This window comes from Pseudomonas knackmussii B13 (genome assembly GCF_000689415.1).
Classification (GTDB): Bacteria; Pseudomonadota; Gammaproteobacteria; order Pseudomonadales; family Pseudomonadaceae; genus Pseudomonas; species Pseudomonas knackmussii.
Genome location: NZ_HG322950.1, coordinates 5646834 through 5663777 on the forward strand (window position 1 = coordinate 5646834; position 16944 = coordinate 5663777).

Here is a 16944-nt window from a genome sequence, read left to right on the forward strand (position 1 = left end):
CCTGTGCAATCGACCCCATCCGATTCGCCGGGCGCTGCCCGCAGCAACCTTCCGAAGGCGCGCAATGCGCCGCGCGATCAGCCCAGTTCGCGCCAGGTCAGATAGACGCGCAGGTCGAATTCCAGCTGGTGATAGCTGGGCAGCATGTATTCGCAGAGCTGGTAGAACGCCTTGTTGTGATCGCGCTCGCGCAGGTGCGCGAGCTCGTGAACCAGGATCATCTGCAGAAACTCCGGCGCCGCCTCCTTGAACAGCGAGGCCACACGGATTTCCTTCTTCGCCTTCAGCTTGCCGCCCTGCACCCGCGAGATCGCAGTGTTCAGCCCGAGCGCGCGCTGCACCACATCCAGCTTGTTGTCGTAGAGGACCTTGTCCACCGCCGGCGCGTTGCGCATGTGCTCCTGCTTGAGCTGCATGGCATAGGCGTACAGCGCCTTGTCGCTCTGCACTTCGTGGCGCCCGGGATAGCGCTTTTCCAGGTATTCGCCCAGGCGCTCTTCGGCGATCAGCTGGCGCACCTGGTCCTGCAGATGTTGCGGGTAAGCCTGGAGATAACGGAGCGGTTGCATGGACATGGCGAGGAAGGCGAAGGGGCGCGCAGTCTAGCCGATCCGCGCGCCGCCAGGCAGCGCTCAGCCCAGCGCGACCGACGAGTAGGCCTCGGTGCGGTAGGGGAAGGCGACCTGCTGCTGCCCACGCAGGGCTGGGTGATTGTCGATAAGGTCATGCAGGCGCTGCTCGACCCGCGCCTTCTGCTCCGCCGGCAAGGCCGCGATGAAGCTGATGGACAGGGTTCGCGCCACAATCACCTGCTCCGCCGGACCAACGTGCTGGTGGCTGAACTCGCGCAGCTGCAACGGCCCGAACGGCGCACCGGCGAAGGCTCGGCGCCATTCGCCGGTATGGAAGCGCGGGGTGCTGCCCTCGTAGGGCGCGACTATGTGGGTCAGTTCGGCGACCCAGTCGACGCGCTCGTCGCGCACGTTCCACACCAACCCCAGATGTCCGCCCGGGCGCAGCACGCGATGAATCTCGCGCAGCGCAGCCGCACTGGCGAACCAGTGGAATGCCTGCGCGCAGAGCACCGCATCTTGGCTCGCATCGGCCAGCGGCATGCCCTGGGCGGTGCCTTCCAGAACGCGCACGCCGGGCAACTCCTCGGCCAGCTTGTCGCGCATGGCCGCCACCGGCTCGATGGCGCAGACTTCAGCACCGCTGCGCAACAACAGGCGAGTGAACTTGCCGGTGCCCGCACCGAGATCGACCGCCTTGCTTCCTGCAGTTATCCCCAGGCGCTCGTGCATCCATTCGAGCAACTCGTCGGGGTAGTCCGGGCGCCCGTGGGCGTAGGTCTGGGCCTCCAGGCCGAAGCCCTGGCGGGCGCTGGCATGCACGTTTTCCATGGAACCACTCTCCGCTGCGGAATCGCCTCGGTATAGCACAGTCAGCGCAGGCGGCAGGCCTTGCCGTCGAGGTAGTCGCGGTAGCAGGCGAGCAGCCTGGCATCACTGATGTGGCAGCGCTTCTGCCGGCATTCGCTCTGGAAGTCGAAGCGCCCACCGTCAGGATCGGCCAGCTGGATGCGCAAGGCCGGCCAGCCGTTGCGGGGGGCCTTCTCCGGCGTGGTCAACAGACGCCCTTCGCTTTGCACCAGGGCGCCGCCGGCAGCGGCGTAGTCGAAGACGAACAGCAGGGTACGCGAGGTCTTCAACGTGCACTCGGTATGGCTGAGGCAGTTCTGTGCGTCGGCAGGCAGGCTGACCGCTGGCGCCCGCGGCGGCGCGACTTCGGCGGGCGGCGCCTCGCTGGACGGGTGACCGGCGCAACCGGCGAGCAGCAGGACCAGCAGGGGAAACAGCCAGCGCAGCATGGGCGACCTCTCTTCTCGGGGCTCGGATATGAAAGAGCCCCGCAGGGGCGGGGCTCTTCAGGTGCGGGGCCGGATCAGTTGATCTTCGGCTCCAGCTCACCTTTGGCGTAGCGCTGGAACATGCCTTCCAGGGAGATCGGCTTGATCTTCGAGGCATGGCCGGCGGTGCCGAAGGCTTCGTAGCGGGCGATGCAGACATCGCGCATGGCTTCGATGGTCTTGGCGAAGTATTTGCGCGGGTCGAACTCGCTCGGGTTCTTCGCCAGGAAGCGACGAATGGCGCCGGTGGAGGCCAGGCGCAGGTCGGTGTCGATGTTCACCTTGCGCACGCCGTACTTGATGCCTTCGACGATTTCCTCGACCGGCACGCCGTAGGTTTCGGGGATCTCGCCGCCGAACTCGTTGATGATCGCCAGCCAGTCCTGCGGAACCGAGGAGGAGCCGTGCATCACCAGGTGGGTGCCGGGGATGCGCGCATGGATCGCCTTGATGCGGTCGATGGCGAGGATGTCGCCGGTCGGCGGCTTGGTGAACTTGTAGGCGCCGTGGCTGGTGCCGATGGCGATGGCCAGGGCGTCGACCTTGGTCTTCTTCACGAAGTCGGCGGCTTCTTCCGGGTCGGTCAGCAGCTGGCTGTGATCCAGAACGCCTTCGGCGCCGACGCCGTCTTCTTCACCGGCCATGCCGGTTTCCAGCGAACCCAGGCAGCCCAGCTCGCCTTCCACGGACACGCCGCAGGCGTGGGCGAAAGCCACGGTCTGCTGGGTCACGCGGACGTTGTATTCGTAGTCGGCCGGAGTCTTGCCGTCTTCCTTCAGCGAGCCGTCCATCATGACCGAGCTGAAGCCCAGCTGGATGGAGCGCTGGCAGACGTCAGGGCTGGTGCCGTGGTCCTGGTGCATGCACACCGGGATGTGCGGGAATTCTTCGATGGCGGCCAGGATCAGGTGGCGCAGGAAGGGCGCGCCGGCGTATTTGCGGGCACCGGCGGAGGCCTGCACGATCACCGGGGAGTCGGTCTTGTCGGCCGCTTCCATGATGGCGCGCATCTGCTCGAGGTTGTTGACGTTGAAGGCCGGAACGCCGTAGCCGAACTCGGCGGCGTGATCCAGCATTTGGCGCATGCTGATGAGTGCCATGTTTTCACTTCTCCCAGAAGTTGGGCTCGATCTGTGGTTCGAAAGCCTGCCCCAGGGGCAGGCCGTATTCAAGTCTCTTGCGCCGCGCGGCCTAGCGGGCGTGGCAATCGCGGCCGATCAGGTCGTTGCTTTCCACCCAGTACACCACTCCGCGGTCGCCATTGATGCTGAAGCCGACCAGTCCGTCGCTATAGAAAGCGCCGGAACCGCCGGGTTCCTCTTCGAGGTGGTGGACCACGTCGTCCTCGCCCAGGCGCAGATCGACGACCGCCGAGCGCGACGAGCCCTCGACATAGCGCCAGATCACCTGCGCATTGGTGTCGCAGACCCAGTGGTTCCAGCCGCTGCCCTTCACCGAACCGGCGCTTCCGGACGGATGACTGGAGCAGCCGGCCAGCACGGCGAGCAGGGCCAGGGCGTAACAAGGCTTCATCGGGCAACTCTCCCTATCGGCGGCAACAACGGTGCCCGTCTTGCGGCCGAGCTCTCGCCTGACGCGGCGAACCGTAGCAACGGCCGCCGCGTTCGATCCTTACTGCTTGGCGCGCTGTTCCAGCACTTCCACGGCCGGCAGGACCTTGCCCTCGACGAACTCGAGGAAGGCGCCGCCACCGGTGGAAATGTAGGAGATCTGCTCGGCCACGCCGTACTTGTCGATGGCCGCCAGGGTGTCGCCACCGCCAGCGATGGAGAACGCCGGGCTTTCGGCAATGGCCTTGGCCAGGGTCTTGGTGCCTTCGCCGAACTGGTCGAACTCGAAGACGCCGACCGGACCGTTCCACAGGATGGTCTTGGACGACTTCAGCAGCTCGGCGAACTGGGCGGCGGTCTGCGGGCCGATGTCGAGGATCATGTCGTCGTCGGCAACGTCGGCGATGGCCTTGACGGTGGCAGCGGCGCTTTCAGCGAATTCCTTGGCCACGACCACGTCCACCGGCAGCGGCACGCTGACCTTGGCGGCGATGGCCTTGGCGGTGTCGACCAGGTCGGCTTCGTACAGCGACTTGCCGACTTTGTAGCCAGCAGCAGCCAGGAAGGTGTTGGCGATGCCGCCGCCAACGATCAGTTGGTCGCAGATCTGCGCCAGGCTGTTCAGCACGTCGAGCTTGGTCGACACCTTGGAGCCGGCGACGATGGCGGCCATCGGGCGGGCCGGGTTGCCCAGGGCCTTGCCCAGGGCGTCCAGCTCGGCGGCCAGCAGCGGGCCAGCGGCAGCGACCTTGGCGAACTTGGCCACGCCGTGGGTCGAGCCCTCGGCGCGGTGGGCAGTGCCGAAGGCATCCATGACGAAGACGTCGCACAGGGCGGCGTACTTCTGCGCCAGCTCGTCGGCGTTCTTCTTCTCGCCCTTGTTGAAGCGCACGTTCTCGAACAGCACGACTTCACCGGCTTTCACTTCGACGCCGTCGAGGTAGTCCTTGACCAGCGGCACTTCACGGCCCAGGGCCTTGCTCAGGTAGGCGGCGACCGGCTGCAGGCTGTTCTCCTCGGAGTATTCGCCTTCGGTCGGACGACCCAGGTGCGAGCAGACCATCACCGCCGCGCCCTTCTCCAGGGCCAGCTTGATGGTGGGCAGGGAGGCCAGGATGCGAGCGTCGCTCTTCACCACGCCGTCCTTCACCGGCACGTTGAGGTCCTCGCGGATCAGCACGCGCTTACCTTGGAGGTCGAGGTCGGTCATCTTCAAAACGGTCATGACGTCAGTCCTGTCTGGGCTGTTTGAATTGCGTTCATTGGGCGACCCGCAGGAAATGCCCCGCGGTGTCGAGCATACGGTTGGCGAAGCCCCATTCGTTGTCGAACCAGGCCAGCAGGTTCACCAGGCGCGGACCGGAAACTCGGGTCTGGCTGCCGTCGACGATCGCCGAATGCGGGTCGTGGTTGAAATCGCAGCTGGCGTGGGGCAGTTCGGTGTAGTCCAGCAGGCCCTTGAGCGGCCCGTGGTTGGCGGCTTCGCGCAGCACCTTGTTGATTTCCGCGGCGGAAGTGTCGCGGGCGACCTGCAGGGTGATGTCGAGCGCCGAGACGTTCACCGTCGGCACCCGCACGGCTTTGGCCTGGATACGCCCGGCAAGTTCCGGCAGCAGTCGCTCGATGCCGCGCGCGAGGCCGGTCGACACCGGAATCACCGACTGGAAGGCCGAGCGCGTGCGGCGCAGGTCTTCGTGGTGGTAGGCGTCGATCACCGGCTGGTCGTTCATCGCCGAGTGGATGGTGGTGATGGAGACGTACTCGATGCCCACCGCCTCGTTCAGCAACTTGAGCAGCGGCACGCTGCAGTTGGTGGTGCAGGAGGCGTTGGACACCAGCTTCTCGGCGCCGCTCAGCTGCTGCTGATTGATGCCGAAGACCACGGTGGCGTCGATATCGGTCTCGCTGGCCATCGGCTGCGAGAACAGCACGCGCGGTGCGCCGGCAGCCAGGAAGCGCTCGCCATCGGCACGGGTGTTGTAGACACCGGAGCACTCCAGCACCAGGTCGATGTCCAGCGCGGCCCAGTCGATGGCCTCGGGCTCGGCCTGGCGCAGCACTTTCACGCAATCGCCGCCGACATGCAGGCAACCGTCGGCCACGCGCACCTCGCCGGGGAAGCGGCCGTGGGTGGAGTCGAAGCGGGTCAGGTATTCCAGGCTGGGCAGGTCGGCCAGGTCGTTCAGCGCGACGATGGAAAAACCGGCGGCGGCGCCACGCTCATGCAGGGCGCGGAAGACGCAGCGGCCGATGCGGCCGTAGCCGTTGAGGGCGACTCGGTAAGGGCGCTTGGACATTGTTATCCCTTGGCGATCACCGCCGGGGCGCGGGCCCCGGCGGATGCGGACGCGCTATCAGGCGTCGAGCAGTTCGGCGGCCACTTCCAGCACGTTCTCGACGGTGAAGCCGAAGTGCTCGAAGAGCGCGGCGGCCGGAGCCGACTCGCCGAAGGTGGTCATGCCGATCACGCGGCCTTCCAGGCCGACGTACTTGTACCAGTAGTCGGCATGCGCGGCTTCGATGGCGATGCGCGCACCGACCTGCACCGGCAGCACGGCCTGCTTGTAGCCGGCGTCCTGCTGCTCGAAGACGCTGGTGGACGGCATGGAAACCACGCGCACCTTGCGGCCTTCGGCGATCAGCTTGTCGTAGGCCTGAACGGCCAGGCCGATTTCCGAACCGGTGGCGATCAGGATCAGCTCCGGCTCGCCGTCGCAGTCCTTGAGCACGTAGCCGCCACGGGCGACGTTGGCCAGTTGCTCGGCATCGCGTGCCTGGTGCGGCAGGTTCTGGCGGCTGAAGATCAGCGCGGACGGGCCGTCGTTGCGTTCGATGGCATATTTCCAGGCCACCGCGGACTCGACCGCGTCGGCCGGGCGCCAGGTGTCCAGGTTCGGGGTCAGGCGCAGGCTGGCCAGCTGCTCGATCGGCTGGTGGGTCGGGCCGTCTTCGCCCAGACCGATGGAGTCGTGGGTGAACACGTACAGCACGCGCTGCTTCATCAGGGCGGACATGCGCACTGCGTTGCGGGCGTATTCCATGAAGATCAGGAAGGTCGCGCCGTAGGGGATGAAGCCGCCGTGCAGGGCCACGCCGTTCATGATGGCGCTCATGCCGAACTCGCGAACGCCGTAGAACACGTAGTTGCCGGAAGCGTCTTCCGGGGTCACGCCCTTGCAGCCTTTCCACAGGGTCAGGTTGGAGCCGGCGAGGTCGGCGGAGCCGCCGAGGAATTCCGGCAGCAGCGGGCCGAAGGCGTTCAGCGCGTTCTGGCTGGCCTTGCGGCTGGCGATGGTTTCGCCCTTGGCGGCGACTTCGGCGACGTAGGCAGCGGCCTTCTCGGCGAAGTCAGCCGGCAGCTCGCCAGCGACGCGGCGCTGGAACTCGGCGGCAAGTTCCGGATGGGCGGCCTGGTAGGCGGCGAAGCGCTGGTTCCACTCGGATTCGCGGCTGGCGCCGGCTTCCTTGGCGTCCCACTCGGCGTAGATGTCCGCAGGGACTTCGAACGGCGCGTGGTTCCAACCCAGCGCGGCGCGGGTGGCGGCGATCTCGTCGTTGCCCAGCGGCGCGCCGTGGCACTCTTCCTTGCCCTGCTTGTTGGGCGAGCCAAAGCCGATCACGGTCTTGCAGCAGATCAGGGTCGGGACGTCGCTCTTGCGGGCGGTCTCGATGGCGGTCTTGATCTCGTCGGCGTCATGGCCGTCGACATTGCGGATCACCTGCCAGCCGTAGGCTTCGAAGCGCTTCGGAGTGTCGTCGGTGAACCAGCCGTGGACTTCGCCATCGATGGAGATGCCGTTGTCGTCGTAGAAGGCGATCAGCTTGCTCAGGCGCAGGGTGCCGGCCAGCGAGGCGACTTCATGGGAGATGCCTTCCATCATGCAACCGTCGCCCAGGAAGGCGTAGGTGAAGTGGTCGACGATGTTGTGGCCGTCGCGGTTGAACTGCGCGGCCAGCACTTTCTCGGCCAGGGCCATGCCCACGGCGTTGGCGATGCCCTGGCCGAGCGGACCGGTGGTGGTCTCGACGCCAGCGGTGTAGCCGTACTCCGGGTGGCCCGGGGTGCGCGAGTTGAGCTGGCGGAAGTTCTTCAGGTCATCGACGGTGACGTCGTAGCCGGTCAGGTGCAGCAGCGAGTAGATCAGCATCGAGCCGTGGCCGTTGGACAGCACGAAGCGGTCGCGGTCGGCCCACTGCGGGTTGCTCGGGTTGTGCTTCATGTAATCGCGCCAGAGCACTTCGGCGATGTCCGCCATACCCATGGGGGCGCCAGGGTGGCCGCTGTTGGCTTTCTGCACGGCATCCATGCTCAGTGCGCGGATGGCATTGGCTCGCTCACGACGGCTGGGCATCGCTGAATCTCCTGCGGGGTGCTTCGAATGATCGAAGGGGATGAAAAAAGGCGGCTATTTTCGCCCAGCCGGACACCCCGGGGCAATGATGATCGACAAGCTGCACGCGCCGCGGCCTCCCACCACGCGGCGCGGGGCTCGCCGCGATGCCCGCGATGCCCGCGATGGCGGCGGCATCCCATGGCTGGCGCAGTTCGTCAGCAATATCAAAACTTTTTGATACAGCTATTGCCCACCCCGGACCCCGCGACTAGACTGCGCGACCTATGAGTCTGCGCATGCCCGAAATCCGCCACGACGAGTGCGACCAGCTAGCTGCCCTGTGCAAGGCCGGCGGCGACCCGCTGCGGCTGAACGTGCTGCGCGCCCTGGCAAACGATTCGTTCGGCGTGCTGGAGCTGGCGCAGATCTTCGGCATCCGCCAGTCGGGGATGAGCCACCACCTCAAGGTGCTGGCCCAGGCCGGGCTGGTCGCCACCCGCCGCGAAGGCAACGCGATCTTCTATCGCCGCGCCCTGCCCCAGGCCGACAGCCTCGGCGGCACGCTGCACGGTGCGCTGCTGGAGGAAGTCGACGAATTGGACCTGCCGGCCGACGTCGCGGCGCAAATCGCCGCGGTGCACGCGCAGCGCGCCGCCGTCAGCCGCACCTACTTCGCCCGTAGCGCGGAGAAGCTGCAGGCCACGCAGGACCTGATCGCAGGACTGCCGCAATACCGTGAAAGCGTGCTGGCGCTGCTCGACTCGCTGAGTTTCGACGGCGCCTCCACGGCCCTGGAAGTCGGCCCCGGCGACGGTGGATTCCTCCCCGAGCTGGCCCGGCGCTTCGCGCAGGTCACCGCCCTGGACAACAGCGCGGCCATGCTCGAACTGGCGCGGCAACGCTGCGCCGACGAAAGACTGGGCAACGTCCGGCTGCGGCTGGCCGATGCCCTGCAGGACGCCGAAGACGCGGCGGACTGCGTGGTACTGAACATGGTGCTGCACCACTTCGCGGCACCGGCGGATGCCCTGCGCCAGCTGGCGCGCCTGGTCAAACCGGGTGGCAGCCTGCTGGTGACGGATCTCTGCAGCCACGACCAGAGCTGGGCCAGGGAGGCCTGTGGCGATCTCTGGCTGGGGTTCGAACAGGAAGACCTGGCCCGCTGGGCCGACGCCGCCGGGCTCGCGCCCGGGGAGAGTGTTTACATTGGTTTGCGTAATGGCTTTCAGATCCAGGTTCGGCATTTCGCCAAGCCGGATTCGCGAAGCGTCCTCACCCACCGGTAATGAATAGGAACCGTTAGATGAGCGAATATTCTGTTTTCACTTCTGAATCCGTATCCGAAGGCCATCCCGACAAGATCGCGGACCAGATCTCCGATGCCGTGCTGGACGCCATCATCGCCAAGGACAAGTACGCCCGCGTGGCCTGCGAAACCCTGGTGAAGACCGGCGTTGCCATCATCGCCGGCGAAGTCACCACCTCTGCCTGGGTCGACCTGGAAGAGCTGGTGCGCAAAGTCATCATCGACATCGGCTACAACAGCTCCGACGTCGGCTTCGACGGCGCCACCTGCGGCGTGCTGAACATCATCGGCAAGCAGTCCGTGGACATCAACCAGGGTGTCGACCGCGCCAAGCCGGAAGACCAGGGCGCTGGCGACCAGGGCCTGATGTTCGGCTACGCCAGCAACGAAACCGACGTGCTGATGCCCGCGCCGATCTGCTTCTCCCACCGTCTGGTCGAGCGCCAGGCCGAAGCGCGCAAGTCCGGCCTGCTGCCGTGGCTGCGTCCGGATGCCAAGTCGCAGGTCACCTGCCGCTACGAAAACGGCAAGGTCGTCGGCATCGACGCCATCGTGCTGTCCACCCAACACAACCCCGAGGTCAGCTACAAGGACCTGCGCGAGGGCGTGATGGAGCTGATCATCAAGCACGTGCTGCCGGCCGAGCTGCTGCACAAGGACACCCAGTTCCACATCAACCCGACCGGCAACTTCGTCATCGGCGGCCCGGTGGGCGACTGCGGCCTGACCGGCCGCAAGATCATCGTCGACTCCTACGGCGGCATGGCTCGCCACGGCGGCGGCGCCTTCTCCGGCAAGGACCCGTCCAAGGTCGACCGTTCGGCTGCCTACGCCGGCCGCTACGTGGCCAAGAACATCGTTGCCGCCGGCCTGGCCGAGCGCTGCGAGATCCAGGTGTCCTACGCCATCGGCGTGGCCCAGCCGACCTCCATCTCGATCAACACCTTCGGCACCGGCAAGATCGGCGACGACAAGATCATCCAACTGGTCCGCGAGCACTTCGACCTGCGTCCGTACGCGATCACCAAGATGCTCGACCTGCTTCACCCGATGTACCAGCCGACCGCGGCTTACGGTCACTTCGGCCGCAACCCGTTCGAGATGACCTACGGCGACGATACCTTCACCGCCTTCACCTGGGAGCGCACCGACAAGGCCGCTGCCCTGCGCGACGCCGCCGGCCTGTAAGGCTCCAGCGTCACGAAGAAGAAGCCCTGCCCATGCGGGGCTTTTTCATGGGCGTTGCGGAAAGCTCCCACGCCCGCCCCGGCGCCTTCCCAGCCGCCGTCCTCCTAGCCTGGAACGCCCTTCCGGACGCGAGGACACCGCCATGCGCCACCTGCCGCTCACCTGCCTGCTGCTCTGCCCCGCCATCGCCGTGGCCTGCCCGGACTGGCCGGAACCGCGTGCGCGTGTCGAACTCGACAGCCTGCGCCTACAGATATCCAACTGGGACCGGGCCTATCACCTGCACGGCGAATCGCCGGTCGCCGACGAGCTCTACGACCAGTCGCGCCGCCAGTTCAGCGAGCGGCAGCGCTGTTATCCACAGCTGCACATCGAGCTTCCACCTCCTCTGCAGGGTGCCGCCGGCAAATTGCGCCATCCCGTTCCACACACCGGCCTGGACAAAGCGCCCGACGAGCAAGCGGTGAGCCACTGGCTGGAGGGTCGCGGCGACCTCTGGGTCCAGCCGAAGGTGGATGGCGTCGCGGTCACGCTCATCTACCAGGATGGCGAGCTGCGCCAGGCGATCAGCCGCGGCGACGGCCTGGCCGGCCAGGACTGGACCGCCAATGCCCGCCAGGTGCCGGGCATTCCACAGCGGCTGCCCGGCACGGGACGGCTGGTCCTGCAAGGCGAGCTGTACTGGCGCCAGCCCGGTCACGTGCAGGCCCACGACGGCGGGCAAGGCGCGCGCGGCAAGGTGGCCGGGCTCATGGCCCGGCAATCCATCGGTGAGCAGGCGCAAGGCATCGGCCTGTTCGTCTGGGAGCTGCCGCTCGGGCCACAGGACATGCCCGAGCGCCTGCAGGCGCTGCGCGAACTCGGTTTCAGCTATAGCGCGGCGCTCACCGAACCGGTTCGCAGCATCGACGACGTGCGCAAATGGCGCGAGCGCTGGTACCGCAGCGCCCTGCCCTTCGCCAGCGACGGCATCGTCATCCGCCAGGGCCGGCGCGCTTCGGGCAGCACCTGGCGCGCGCAGCCGGCATCCTGGGCCATCGCCTGGAAATACCCTTATCGACAGGCTTTGGCGGAAGTCCGCGCGGTGCAATTCAAGGTGGGACGCAGCGGGCGCATCACACCCCTCCTGCAACTACAGCCGGTCGAGTTGGATGACCGCCGCATCGCCCAGGTGAGTCTGGGCTCGCTGCGGCGCTGGGAGGCGCTGGACATCCGCCCCGGCGACCAGGTCGCCGTCGCCCTGGCCGGCCTGACCATTCCGCGCCTGCAGGCGGTGGTCCGCCGCTCGCCGCACCGCGTGCCCGTCCAGGCACCGGCGGCCGGGCGCTATCACGCGCTCAGTTGCTGGCGGTCGGACGAAGGCTGCGAGGAACAATTTCTCGCCCGCCTCGCCTGGCTGGGCGGCAAGCAGGGGCTCAAGCTGCAGGGCGTAGGTCCGGGCACCTGGCGAACGCTGCTGGAAGCCGGTCAGTTGCAGGGTTTGCTGGACTGGCTGGACCTGCCCGCCGACCAGCTAGCAGCCTTGCCAGGCATTGGCGAACGCAGCGCGCAACAGCTGCAGCAGCAATTCGAGACTGCGCGCAGCCGTCCCTTCCGCCAGTGGATACGGGCGCTCGGCGCTCCGCAGGCCGACAGCCTGCCGGATGAGCGCTGGACCGAGCTGTCCGCCCGCACCGTCGAGGACTGGCAGCGCCTGCCCAACATCGGCCCGACGCGCGCCCGGCAACTGCAGGCTTTCTTCGCCGATGCCGAGGTGCGAGGCCTCGCGGAGCAGCTTCGCCGTGCGGGCATAGCGGGTTTCTGAATGCGCCGGGCAGGCGCACAATTGCGCTCCCTTCTCAGCCGATAGCATCGCCATGCGCATTCGCGTCCTGTCCGACCTGCACCACGAACACTTCGACGGCCGCCGCGAACTGCCCGAGGTCGAAGCCGATCTCGTGGTGCTGGCCGGCGACATCCACGAGCACCTCCAGGGCCTGCACTGGGCCCGCGAGGCCTTCCCCGACACGCCGGTGGTGTACGTCTCCGGCAACCACGAGTTCTACGACTCCGACCTGCCGGACCTGACCCAGGCCATGCGCAACCTGGCGCGCGCCCTGGATATCCACTTTCTGGAAAACGACGCGGTGGTCATCGAGGGCGTGCGCTTCCTCGGCGCCACCCTGTGGACGGACTTCCGCTTGTACGGCGAAGACAACCGGGACCTGACACTGCAACGCGCGTTGCAGCTGATGCCGGACTTCAGCTGCATCGACTGGTTCACCCAGCCCTACACGCCGGCGCTCAGCCAGCAGTTGTTCCAGGCTTCGCGCGACTGGCTGGCGGCGCAGCTGGCCGAGCCTTTCGCCGGGCCGACCGTGGTGGTCAGCCACCACGCACCCAGCGCGCGCTCGATCCCGCCGCAGTATGTCGGCGACAGCCTGTCGCCGGCCTTCGCCTCGGACCTCGAAGCGCTGGTCGAGCAGTGCGACCTGTGGATTCACGGCCACGTTCACGATGCCCTCGACTACCGCATCGGCTGCGGCCGGGTGGTGTGCAACCCGGGCGGTTATCCCCGGGAACGGGGCGGCTTCGATCCCTACTGCGTCGTCGAGGTCTGAGCGGCCGGCGGCAGGCTCTGGCTGAAGAAGCGCCAGATCTCCGCGGGCCCGTCCAGTTCCGGGTCGCCCGCGCCGAGCAGGCGCGGCGGACGATAGCCCGGCTGCGACAGCAGGTGACCGCCGCCATGCACGCTGACCAGCTCGACAGGCGGTGCGCCTGCAGCCTGCCAAATACGGCGTTCGGACCAGATCGGCCCCGGCCGGGTCAGTTGTTCGGGCTCGCCGGCGGCATCAATGCCATTGCGCTTCGCCTGCGCGGCGGCAGCATCCTCACTGCCCAGCACGTCTCCGCGATCGCCAAAGCCGAACAGCCGCACGCGTCCACCGGCGAAGGGGTTGATCGGATCGCGCGTGCCGTTCATCAACAGGGTCGCCAACGGCTTCTCCAGCGGCCGGCAGTCATCGTTCTCCGGCGTCGGCGGACTGGCCGCCACCAGGGCGATGCCGGCCAGCGGCAGCTTTCCTTCGGCAGCCATGCGCAGGGCCATCTGCCCACCGTTGGAGTAGCCAGCAACGAAGATTTGCTGCGGGTCGACCTGACGCTCGCGCTGCACGCGGCGGATCAGCCGGCTGAGGAAGGTCACGTCGTCGATGTGCTCTGTCCGCGCGCTGTAACTGGCGGCCTTGCGGCAATCGTTCCAGTGGCCCTCGTAACCGTCGGGATAGAGCACCAGGAAGCCGTAGCGATCAGCCAGCGCATCGAAGCCGTAACCGCTGTCTCGACGCATGCCTTCGCCATTGCTCTGCGAGGCGTGCAACACCACCAGCAGGGCCGGATTGGGCGCCAGCTTCTCCGGCACGTAGAGGACGTAATAGCGGCGCATGCCGCCGGTGCGCAGCGAGCTGTCCTCGCTCACGCCGGTCAACGCCGGCTCGCGCAATCGCTCACCCGGCAGCAGATACCAGGCACCAGCCAGCAATGCTGCCAGCAGCAGGAAAATGAGCCCCTGCACCAGGCGAATCGCGATACGCATCCAGCCTCCCCGCTCCGTGGCCCGGAGCACGCCCAGTGGATCGGATCGAGCAGCGACCTGCCGCAAGACAAGGTCATCCCGCGCGCTTAATGGCAAACTCTAGCCCTTCGCCCGCGCGGCATTCCCTTTTGGTAACGCAGGACCCGAGAATGTTCCGATCCCTCTCCCTCAACCTCGCCCTCATGCTCTGCGGCAGCGCCTTCGCTGCACCGACGGAGCAACCCCTGACCGGCTGCGCGGCGAAACGGGCGGAAATCGCTGGAAAACTGGAAGAAGCCCGGGCGCGCGGCGACCAGAACGCTGTCGCCGGGCTGCAGACCGCCCTGGATAAGTCCAAGGCCAACTGCACGGACGACGGTCTGGCACAGCAGCGCGCCCAGCGCGTCATCGATGCAGAGAAGGAAGTCAGCCGCCGCGAGAAGGACCTGCGCAAGGCGCTGGACAAGGGCGACGCGGAGAAGCTCGAAAAACGCAAGACCAAGCTTGCCGAGGCCCGTGCCGAGCTGGAGCAGGCCAAGCGCGAGCTGGCGGAATAGAGCTCGCGGCTGAATAGACGGCATAAACCTGTAGGAGCGGACCTTGTCCGCGATTTTCCTAGCACCGATGGCGCAGGGAATCGCGGATGAGATCCGCTCCTACGGCGTTAAAGCGCGCGGAATTTCTTGTGGCAGGCTTCGCAGGCGTCTTCCACGGCGGCGAAATCCTTGCGCACGCCTTCGGCAGTCGGAGTCGCTGCGCGGGTGTTGGCCTCCAGCGCAGTGACGGCCTGCTGGAAGGTCTTGGAGTCGGCCTGGAATTCCAGCTGGCGCTGCCAGAGCTCGTCCTTGGCGCGGCTGTCACCGCCTTCGTCGGTCGGCTTGCTGGTGGGGAAGTACTGCCAGGGCTGGCCGGCCAGCTCGTTGAGCTTCACCGAATCGGCGCGGAATTTCTCGGCATCGAAGACGATACGCCCGCGCAGCATGCCGCCCATGTCCTCGCTGGCGTGCAGCATCTGCTTGAAAACGGCCTGGCGCTTGGCCAACGGCGAATTCGGATCGAGGCGGTGGCAACCGGCCAGGGCGACGCCGGCCAACAGCAGAACGGACAGGGTCTTCAGCTTCATCGAGCGGACTCTTGTGGGGATGGGCCAGACACGGGGAGCGCCGGATTATCCGCTCGCCCCGAGCAATGTTCCAGTCCGCCGGCCAGCCACTGCGGCCATCGGCCGCAGTGAATTCGTCCTTCGTTCAGCCGCCGTTCAGGCAGAGACAACGAAGAAGGACGCGATCAGCGCCATGCCGATGAACCACACCAGCGAGCGCAGCATCGCCAGGTCGGCGAGGTAGCAGATCATGTAGATCAGGCGGCTGATGATCCAGGCCATGGCCAGGCGGTCGATGGTCGTCGGTTCTGCATTGCCCACCACGTAAGCCACCATCACGGCGATGGCGAAGGCCGGCGTGACCTCGAAGCTGTTCAGCTGGAAGTTGTGCGCGCGCCGGCGGTAGCCCGCCAGCCCCTCGAGGAAGGAGCGCGGGTCGCGGTTCTGCCGCGGGCCGAAATCGCGGCCGGCGAACTTGGCGAGGCCTGTGCCCAGGTAGGGCAGGAACAGGGCGATGAGGATGCACCAGAAGGCGATAGGCATGTCTGAGGACTCGTCGAAAAGAGCGCGCCAGACTGCCGCAAGCCCATTCGGTCGTCCATGACCGGCACGCAAAAAACGCGCGCAGCCACGGCCAATCTCAGAGCTTCATCACCAGCATGCCGGCCAGTACCAGGCTGCAGGCCAGCAAACGCGGCAGGCCGAAGGGTTCCTTGAGGAAACGCATGCCGAACAGCACCACCAGCAGCACGCTGGTCTCGCGCAGCGCCGCCGCCTCGGCGATGGAACCCAGCTGCATGGCCCAGAGCACCAGGCCGTAGCTGGCCATCACGCAGACGCCGACGCAGAGGCCGAGCCTCCATTGGGTTTGCCAGAAGCGCGCGAAAGCACGGGTGCGCGCGCCAACGGCGATCACTGGGAAAGGCAGTCCCGAGAGCAGCGTCAGCCAGACCAGGTAGTCCAGCGGCTGCGGCCAGCGCTTGAGGGCGTTGCCGTCGGTCCAGGTGTAACTGCCGATGCAAAGCCCCATCAGCAGCACGACCGGGAAGGCGATCCACGGCAGCTTCGATCCGCCGCCGCCCTTGAGCAGGCAGAGCATGCCCAGCGGGATCAGCAGGATGCCGAGCACCTGCCGGTCGCTCAGCGTCTCGCCGCCGGCCAGCAGGGTCAGCGCCAGCACCACCAACGGGGAGAGGCCACGCATCAGCGGATAGACCAGGCCGAGGTCGCCGACCTTGTAGGCCTGGATCAGCAGCACCCGGTAAACCAGCTGCAACAGCACGGCCGTGCCCAGCCAGGGCCAGACCTCGGCAGGTGGCAGGCTGATCCAGGGCAGCAGTGCGAGGGCGACGACCAGCCCGACGAGGTCCATGCAAGCCACCACCAGCAGGCGGTCGGCGCTGAATTTGACGAGGGTGTTCCAGGCCGCATGGAGCACGGCGGCGAGCAGGACCAGCGTGGTGGCGAACAAGGCGGGAATTCCTGGTATAGACCAGATGAATTCTACCCTCGCCACCCCCGGCCCGGGCAAGCCCGCCCGGCGGCCCGGTCAGACCTCGGAATCTTCCTCGTCCTTGAACTGGTCCTTGATGTAGGTGATCTCGGTCTTGCCGTGGGGCGCCGGCACGCCATCCGGGCCCATGTTGACGAAGACCATCTTGTCGATGGTGAGGATGCTCTTGCGGGTGATCTTGTTGCGCACGTGGCAGGTCAGGGTGATCGAGGTGCGGCCGAATTCGGTGGCGGTGATGCCCATCTCGATGATGTCGCCGGTACGCGCCGAGCTGACGAAGTTGATCTCGGAAATGAACTTGGTGACCACGCGCTGGTTGCCCAGCTGGATGATGGCGTAGATGGCTGCCTCCTCGTCGATCCACTTCAACAGGCTGCCGCCGAACAGCGAACCGTTGGGGTTGAGGTCTTCGGGCTTGATCCATTTACGGGTGTGGAAATTCATGGAAACTCCATAGGTGCGGATGCG

Annotated in this window: 19 protein-coding genes; 6 read left to right on the plus strand and 13 right to left on the minus strand. The window is 66.6% G+C overall.

The features are described from left to right. Positions 1 to 77: 77 nt before the first annotated feature. From PKB_RS26380 to tkt, 8 genes are all read right to left on the minus strand, one after another. Positions 78 to 569 carry a YgjP-like metallopeptidase domain-containing protein gene (locus PKB_RS26380; RefSeq protein WP_043257828.1) on the minus strand — a complete coding sequence of 164 codons (492 nt, stop codon included), beginning with the start codon at positions 567 to 569 and terminating at the stop codon, positions 78 to 80. A 63-nt stretch (positions 570 to 632) separates the two neighbouring features. Then, complete coding sequence (locus tag PKB_RS26385; RefSeq protein ID WP_043255945.1) at positions 633 to 1403, minus strand: class I SAM-dependent methyltransferase; 771 nt, start codon at positions 1401 to 1403, stop codon at positions 633 to 635. Between the two features lie 41 nt (positions 1404 to 1444). Next, a complete protein-coding gene (locus PKB_RS26390) occupies positions 1445 to 1870 on the minus strand; it encodes a hypothetical protein (RefSeq protein ID WP_043255947.1) in 426 nt (141 codons plus the stop codon). A gap of 74 nt (positions 1871 to 1944) precedes the next feature. Further along, a complete protein-coding gene (gene fba, locus PKB_RS26395; protein WP_043255948.1) occupies positions 1945 to 3009 on the minus strand; it encodes a class II fructose-bisphosphate aldolase in 1065 nt (354 codons plus the stop codon). 91 nt (positions 3010 to 3100) lie between these two features. Further along, positions 3101 to 3442, minus strand: coding sequence for an MliC family protein (locus PKB_RS26400; RefSeq protein WP_043255949.1), 342 nt, complete (start codon positions 3440 to 3442; stop codon positions 3101 to 3103). Positions 3443 to 3541: 99 nt separating this feature from the next. After that, entirely contained in the window at positions 3542 to 4705 is a 1164-nt protein-coding gene (locus PKB_RS26405; RefSeq protein WP_043255951.1) for a phosphoglycerate kinase, read from the minus strand. Positions 4706 to 4739: 34 nt separating this feature from the next. Further along, a complete protein-coding gene (epd, locus tag PKB_RS26410; protein WP_043255952.1) occupies positions 4740 to 5777 on the minus strand; it encodes an erythrose-4-phosphate dehydrogenase in 1038 nt (345 codons plus the stop codon). A gap of 57 nt (positions 5778 to 5834) precedes the next feature. Beyond that, a complete protein-coding gene (gene tkt / locus PKB_RS26415) occupies positions 5835 to 7832 on the minus strand; it encodes a transketolase (RefSeq protein WP_043255953.1) in 1998 nt (665 codons plus the stop codon). Positions 7833 to 7917: 85 nt separating this feature from the next. Between tkt and PKB_RS30405 the strand changes: the two genes are divergently transcribed. From PKB_RS30405 to PKB_RS26435, 5 genes are all read left to right on the plus strand, one after another. Continuing rightward, the gene (locus tag PKB_RS30405) at positions 7918 to 8052 is read left to right on the plus strand and encodes a hypothetical protein (RefSeq protein ID WP_277914511.1); all 135 of its coding nucleotides are present in this window, start codon (positions 7918 to 7920) and stop codon (positions 8050 to 8052) included. A 46-nt stretch (positions 8053 to 8098) separates the two neighbouring features. Next, positions 8099 to 9100, plus strand: a complete 1002-nt coding sequence (locus PKB_RS26420) for an ArsR/SmtB family transcription factor (protein WP_043255955.1) — start codon at positions 8099 to 8101, stop codon at positions 9098 to 9100. 17 nt (positions 9101 to 9117) lie between these two features. Continuing rightward, positions 9118 to 10308 (plus strand): methionine adenosyltransferase, encoded by a 1191-nt coding sequence (gene metK / locus PKB_RS26425; RefSeq protein ID WP_043255957.1) that lies wholly within the window; start codon positions 9118 to 9120, stop codon positions 10306 to 10308. A gap of 142 nt (positions 10309 to 10450) precedes the next feature. Continuing rightward, complete coding sequence (ligB, locus tag PKB_RS26430; protein WP_043255959.1) at positions 10451 to 12112, plus strand: NAD-dependent DNA ligase LigB; 1662 nt, start codon at positions 10451 to 10453, stop codon at positions 12110 to 12112. A 52-nt stretch (positions 12113 to 12164) separates the two neighbouring features. Beyond that, positions 12165 to 12908: a metallophosphoesterase gene (locus PKB_RS26435; protein WP_043255961.1), complete on the plus strand. Its 744-nt coding sequence runs from the start codon at positions 12165 to 12167 to the stop codon at positions 12906 to 12908. On the opposite strand, the gene PKB_RS26440 is transcribed toward PKB_RS26435, so the two are convergent. Beyond that, positions 12887 to 13882 (minus strand): CE1 family esterase, encoded by a 996-nt coding sequence (locus PKB_RS26440; protein ID WP_043255963.1) that lies wholly within the window; start codon positions 13880 to 13882, stop codon positions 12887 to 12889. The two genes, PKB_RS26435 and PKB_RS26440, sit on opposite strands and share 22 nt — an antisense overlap. A gap of 182 nt (positions 13883 to 14064) precedes the next feature. Here PKB_RS26440 and PKB_RS26445 point away from each other — a divergent pair, with 182 nt between their 5' ends. Then, positions 14065 to 14418, plus strand: coding sequence for a DUF1090 domain-containing protein (locus tag PKB_RS26445; protein ID WP_242411265.1), 354 nt, complete (start codon positions 14065 to 14067; stop codon positions 14416 to 14418). Positions 14419 to 14525: 107 nt separating this feature from the next. Here PKB_RS26445 and PKB_RS26450 read toward each other — a convergent pair whose 3' ends face one another. The 4 genes from PKB_RS26450 to PKB_RS26465 form a co-directional block, all read right to left on the minus strand. Then, on the minus strand, positions 14526 to 14984 hold the full coding sequence (locus PKB_RS26450) for a c-type cytochrome (protein ID WP_043255966.1): 459 nt from the start codon (positions 14982 to 14984) through the stop codon (positions 14526 to 14528). A 135-nt stretch (positions 14985 to 15119) separates the two neighbouring features. Beyond that, positions 15120 to 15506, minus strand: a complete 387-nt coding sequence (locus PKB_RS26455) for an MAPEG family protein (protein ID WP_043255968.1) — start codon at positions 15504 to 15506, stop codon at positions 15120 to 15122. Between the two features lie 97 nt (positions 15507 to 15603). Then, entirely contained in the window at positions 15604 to 16434 is an 831-nt protein-coding gene (locus tag PKB_RS26460; RefSeq protein ID WP_043255969.1) for an EamA family transporter, read from the minus strand. Between the two features lie 78 nt (positions 16435 to 16512). Beyond that, a complete protein-coding gene (locus PKB_RS26465; RefSeq protein WP_043255972.1) occupies positions 16513 to 16920 on the minus strand; it encodes an acyl-CoA thioesterase in 408 nt (135 codons plus the stop codon). Positions 16921 to 16944: the final 24 nt, after the last annotated feature.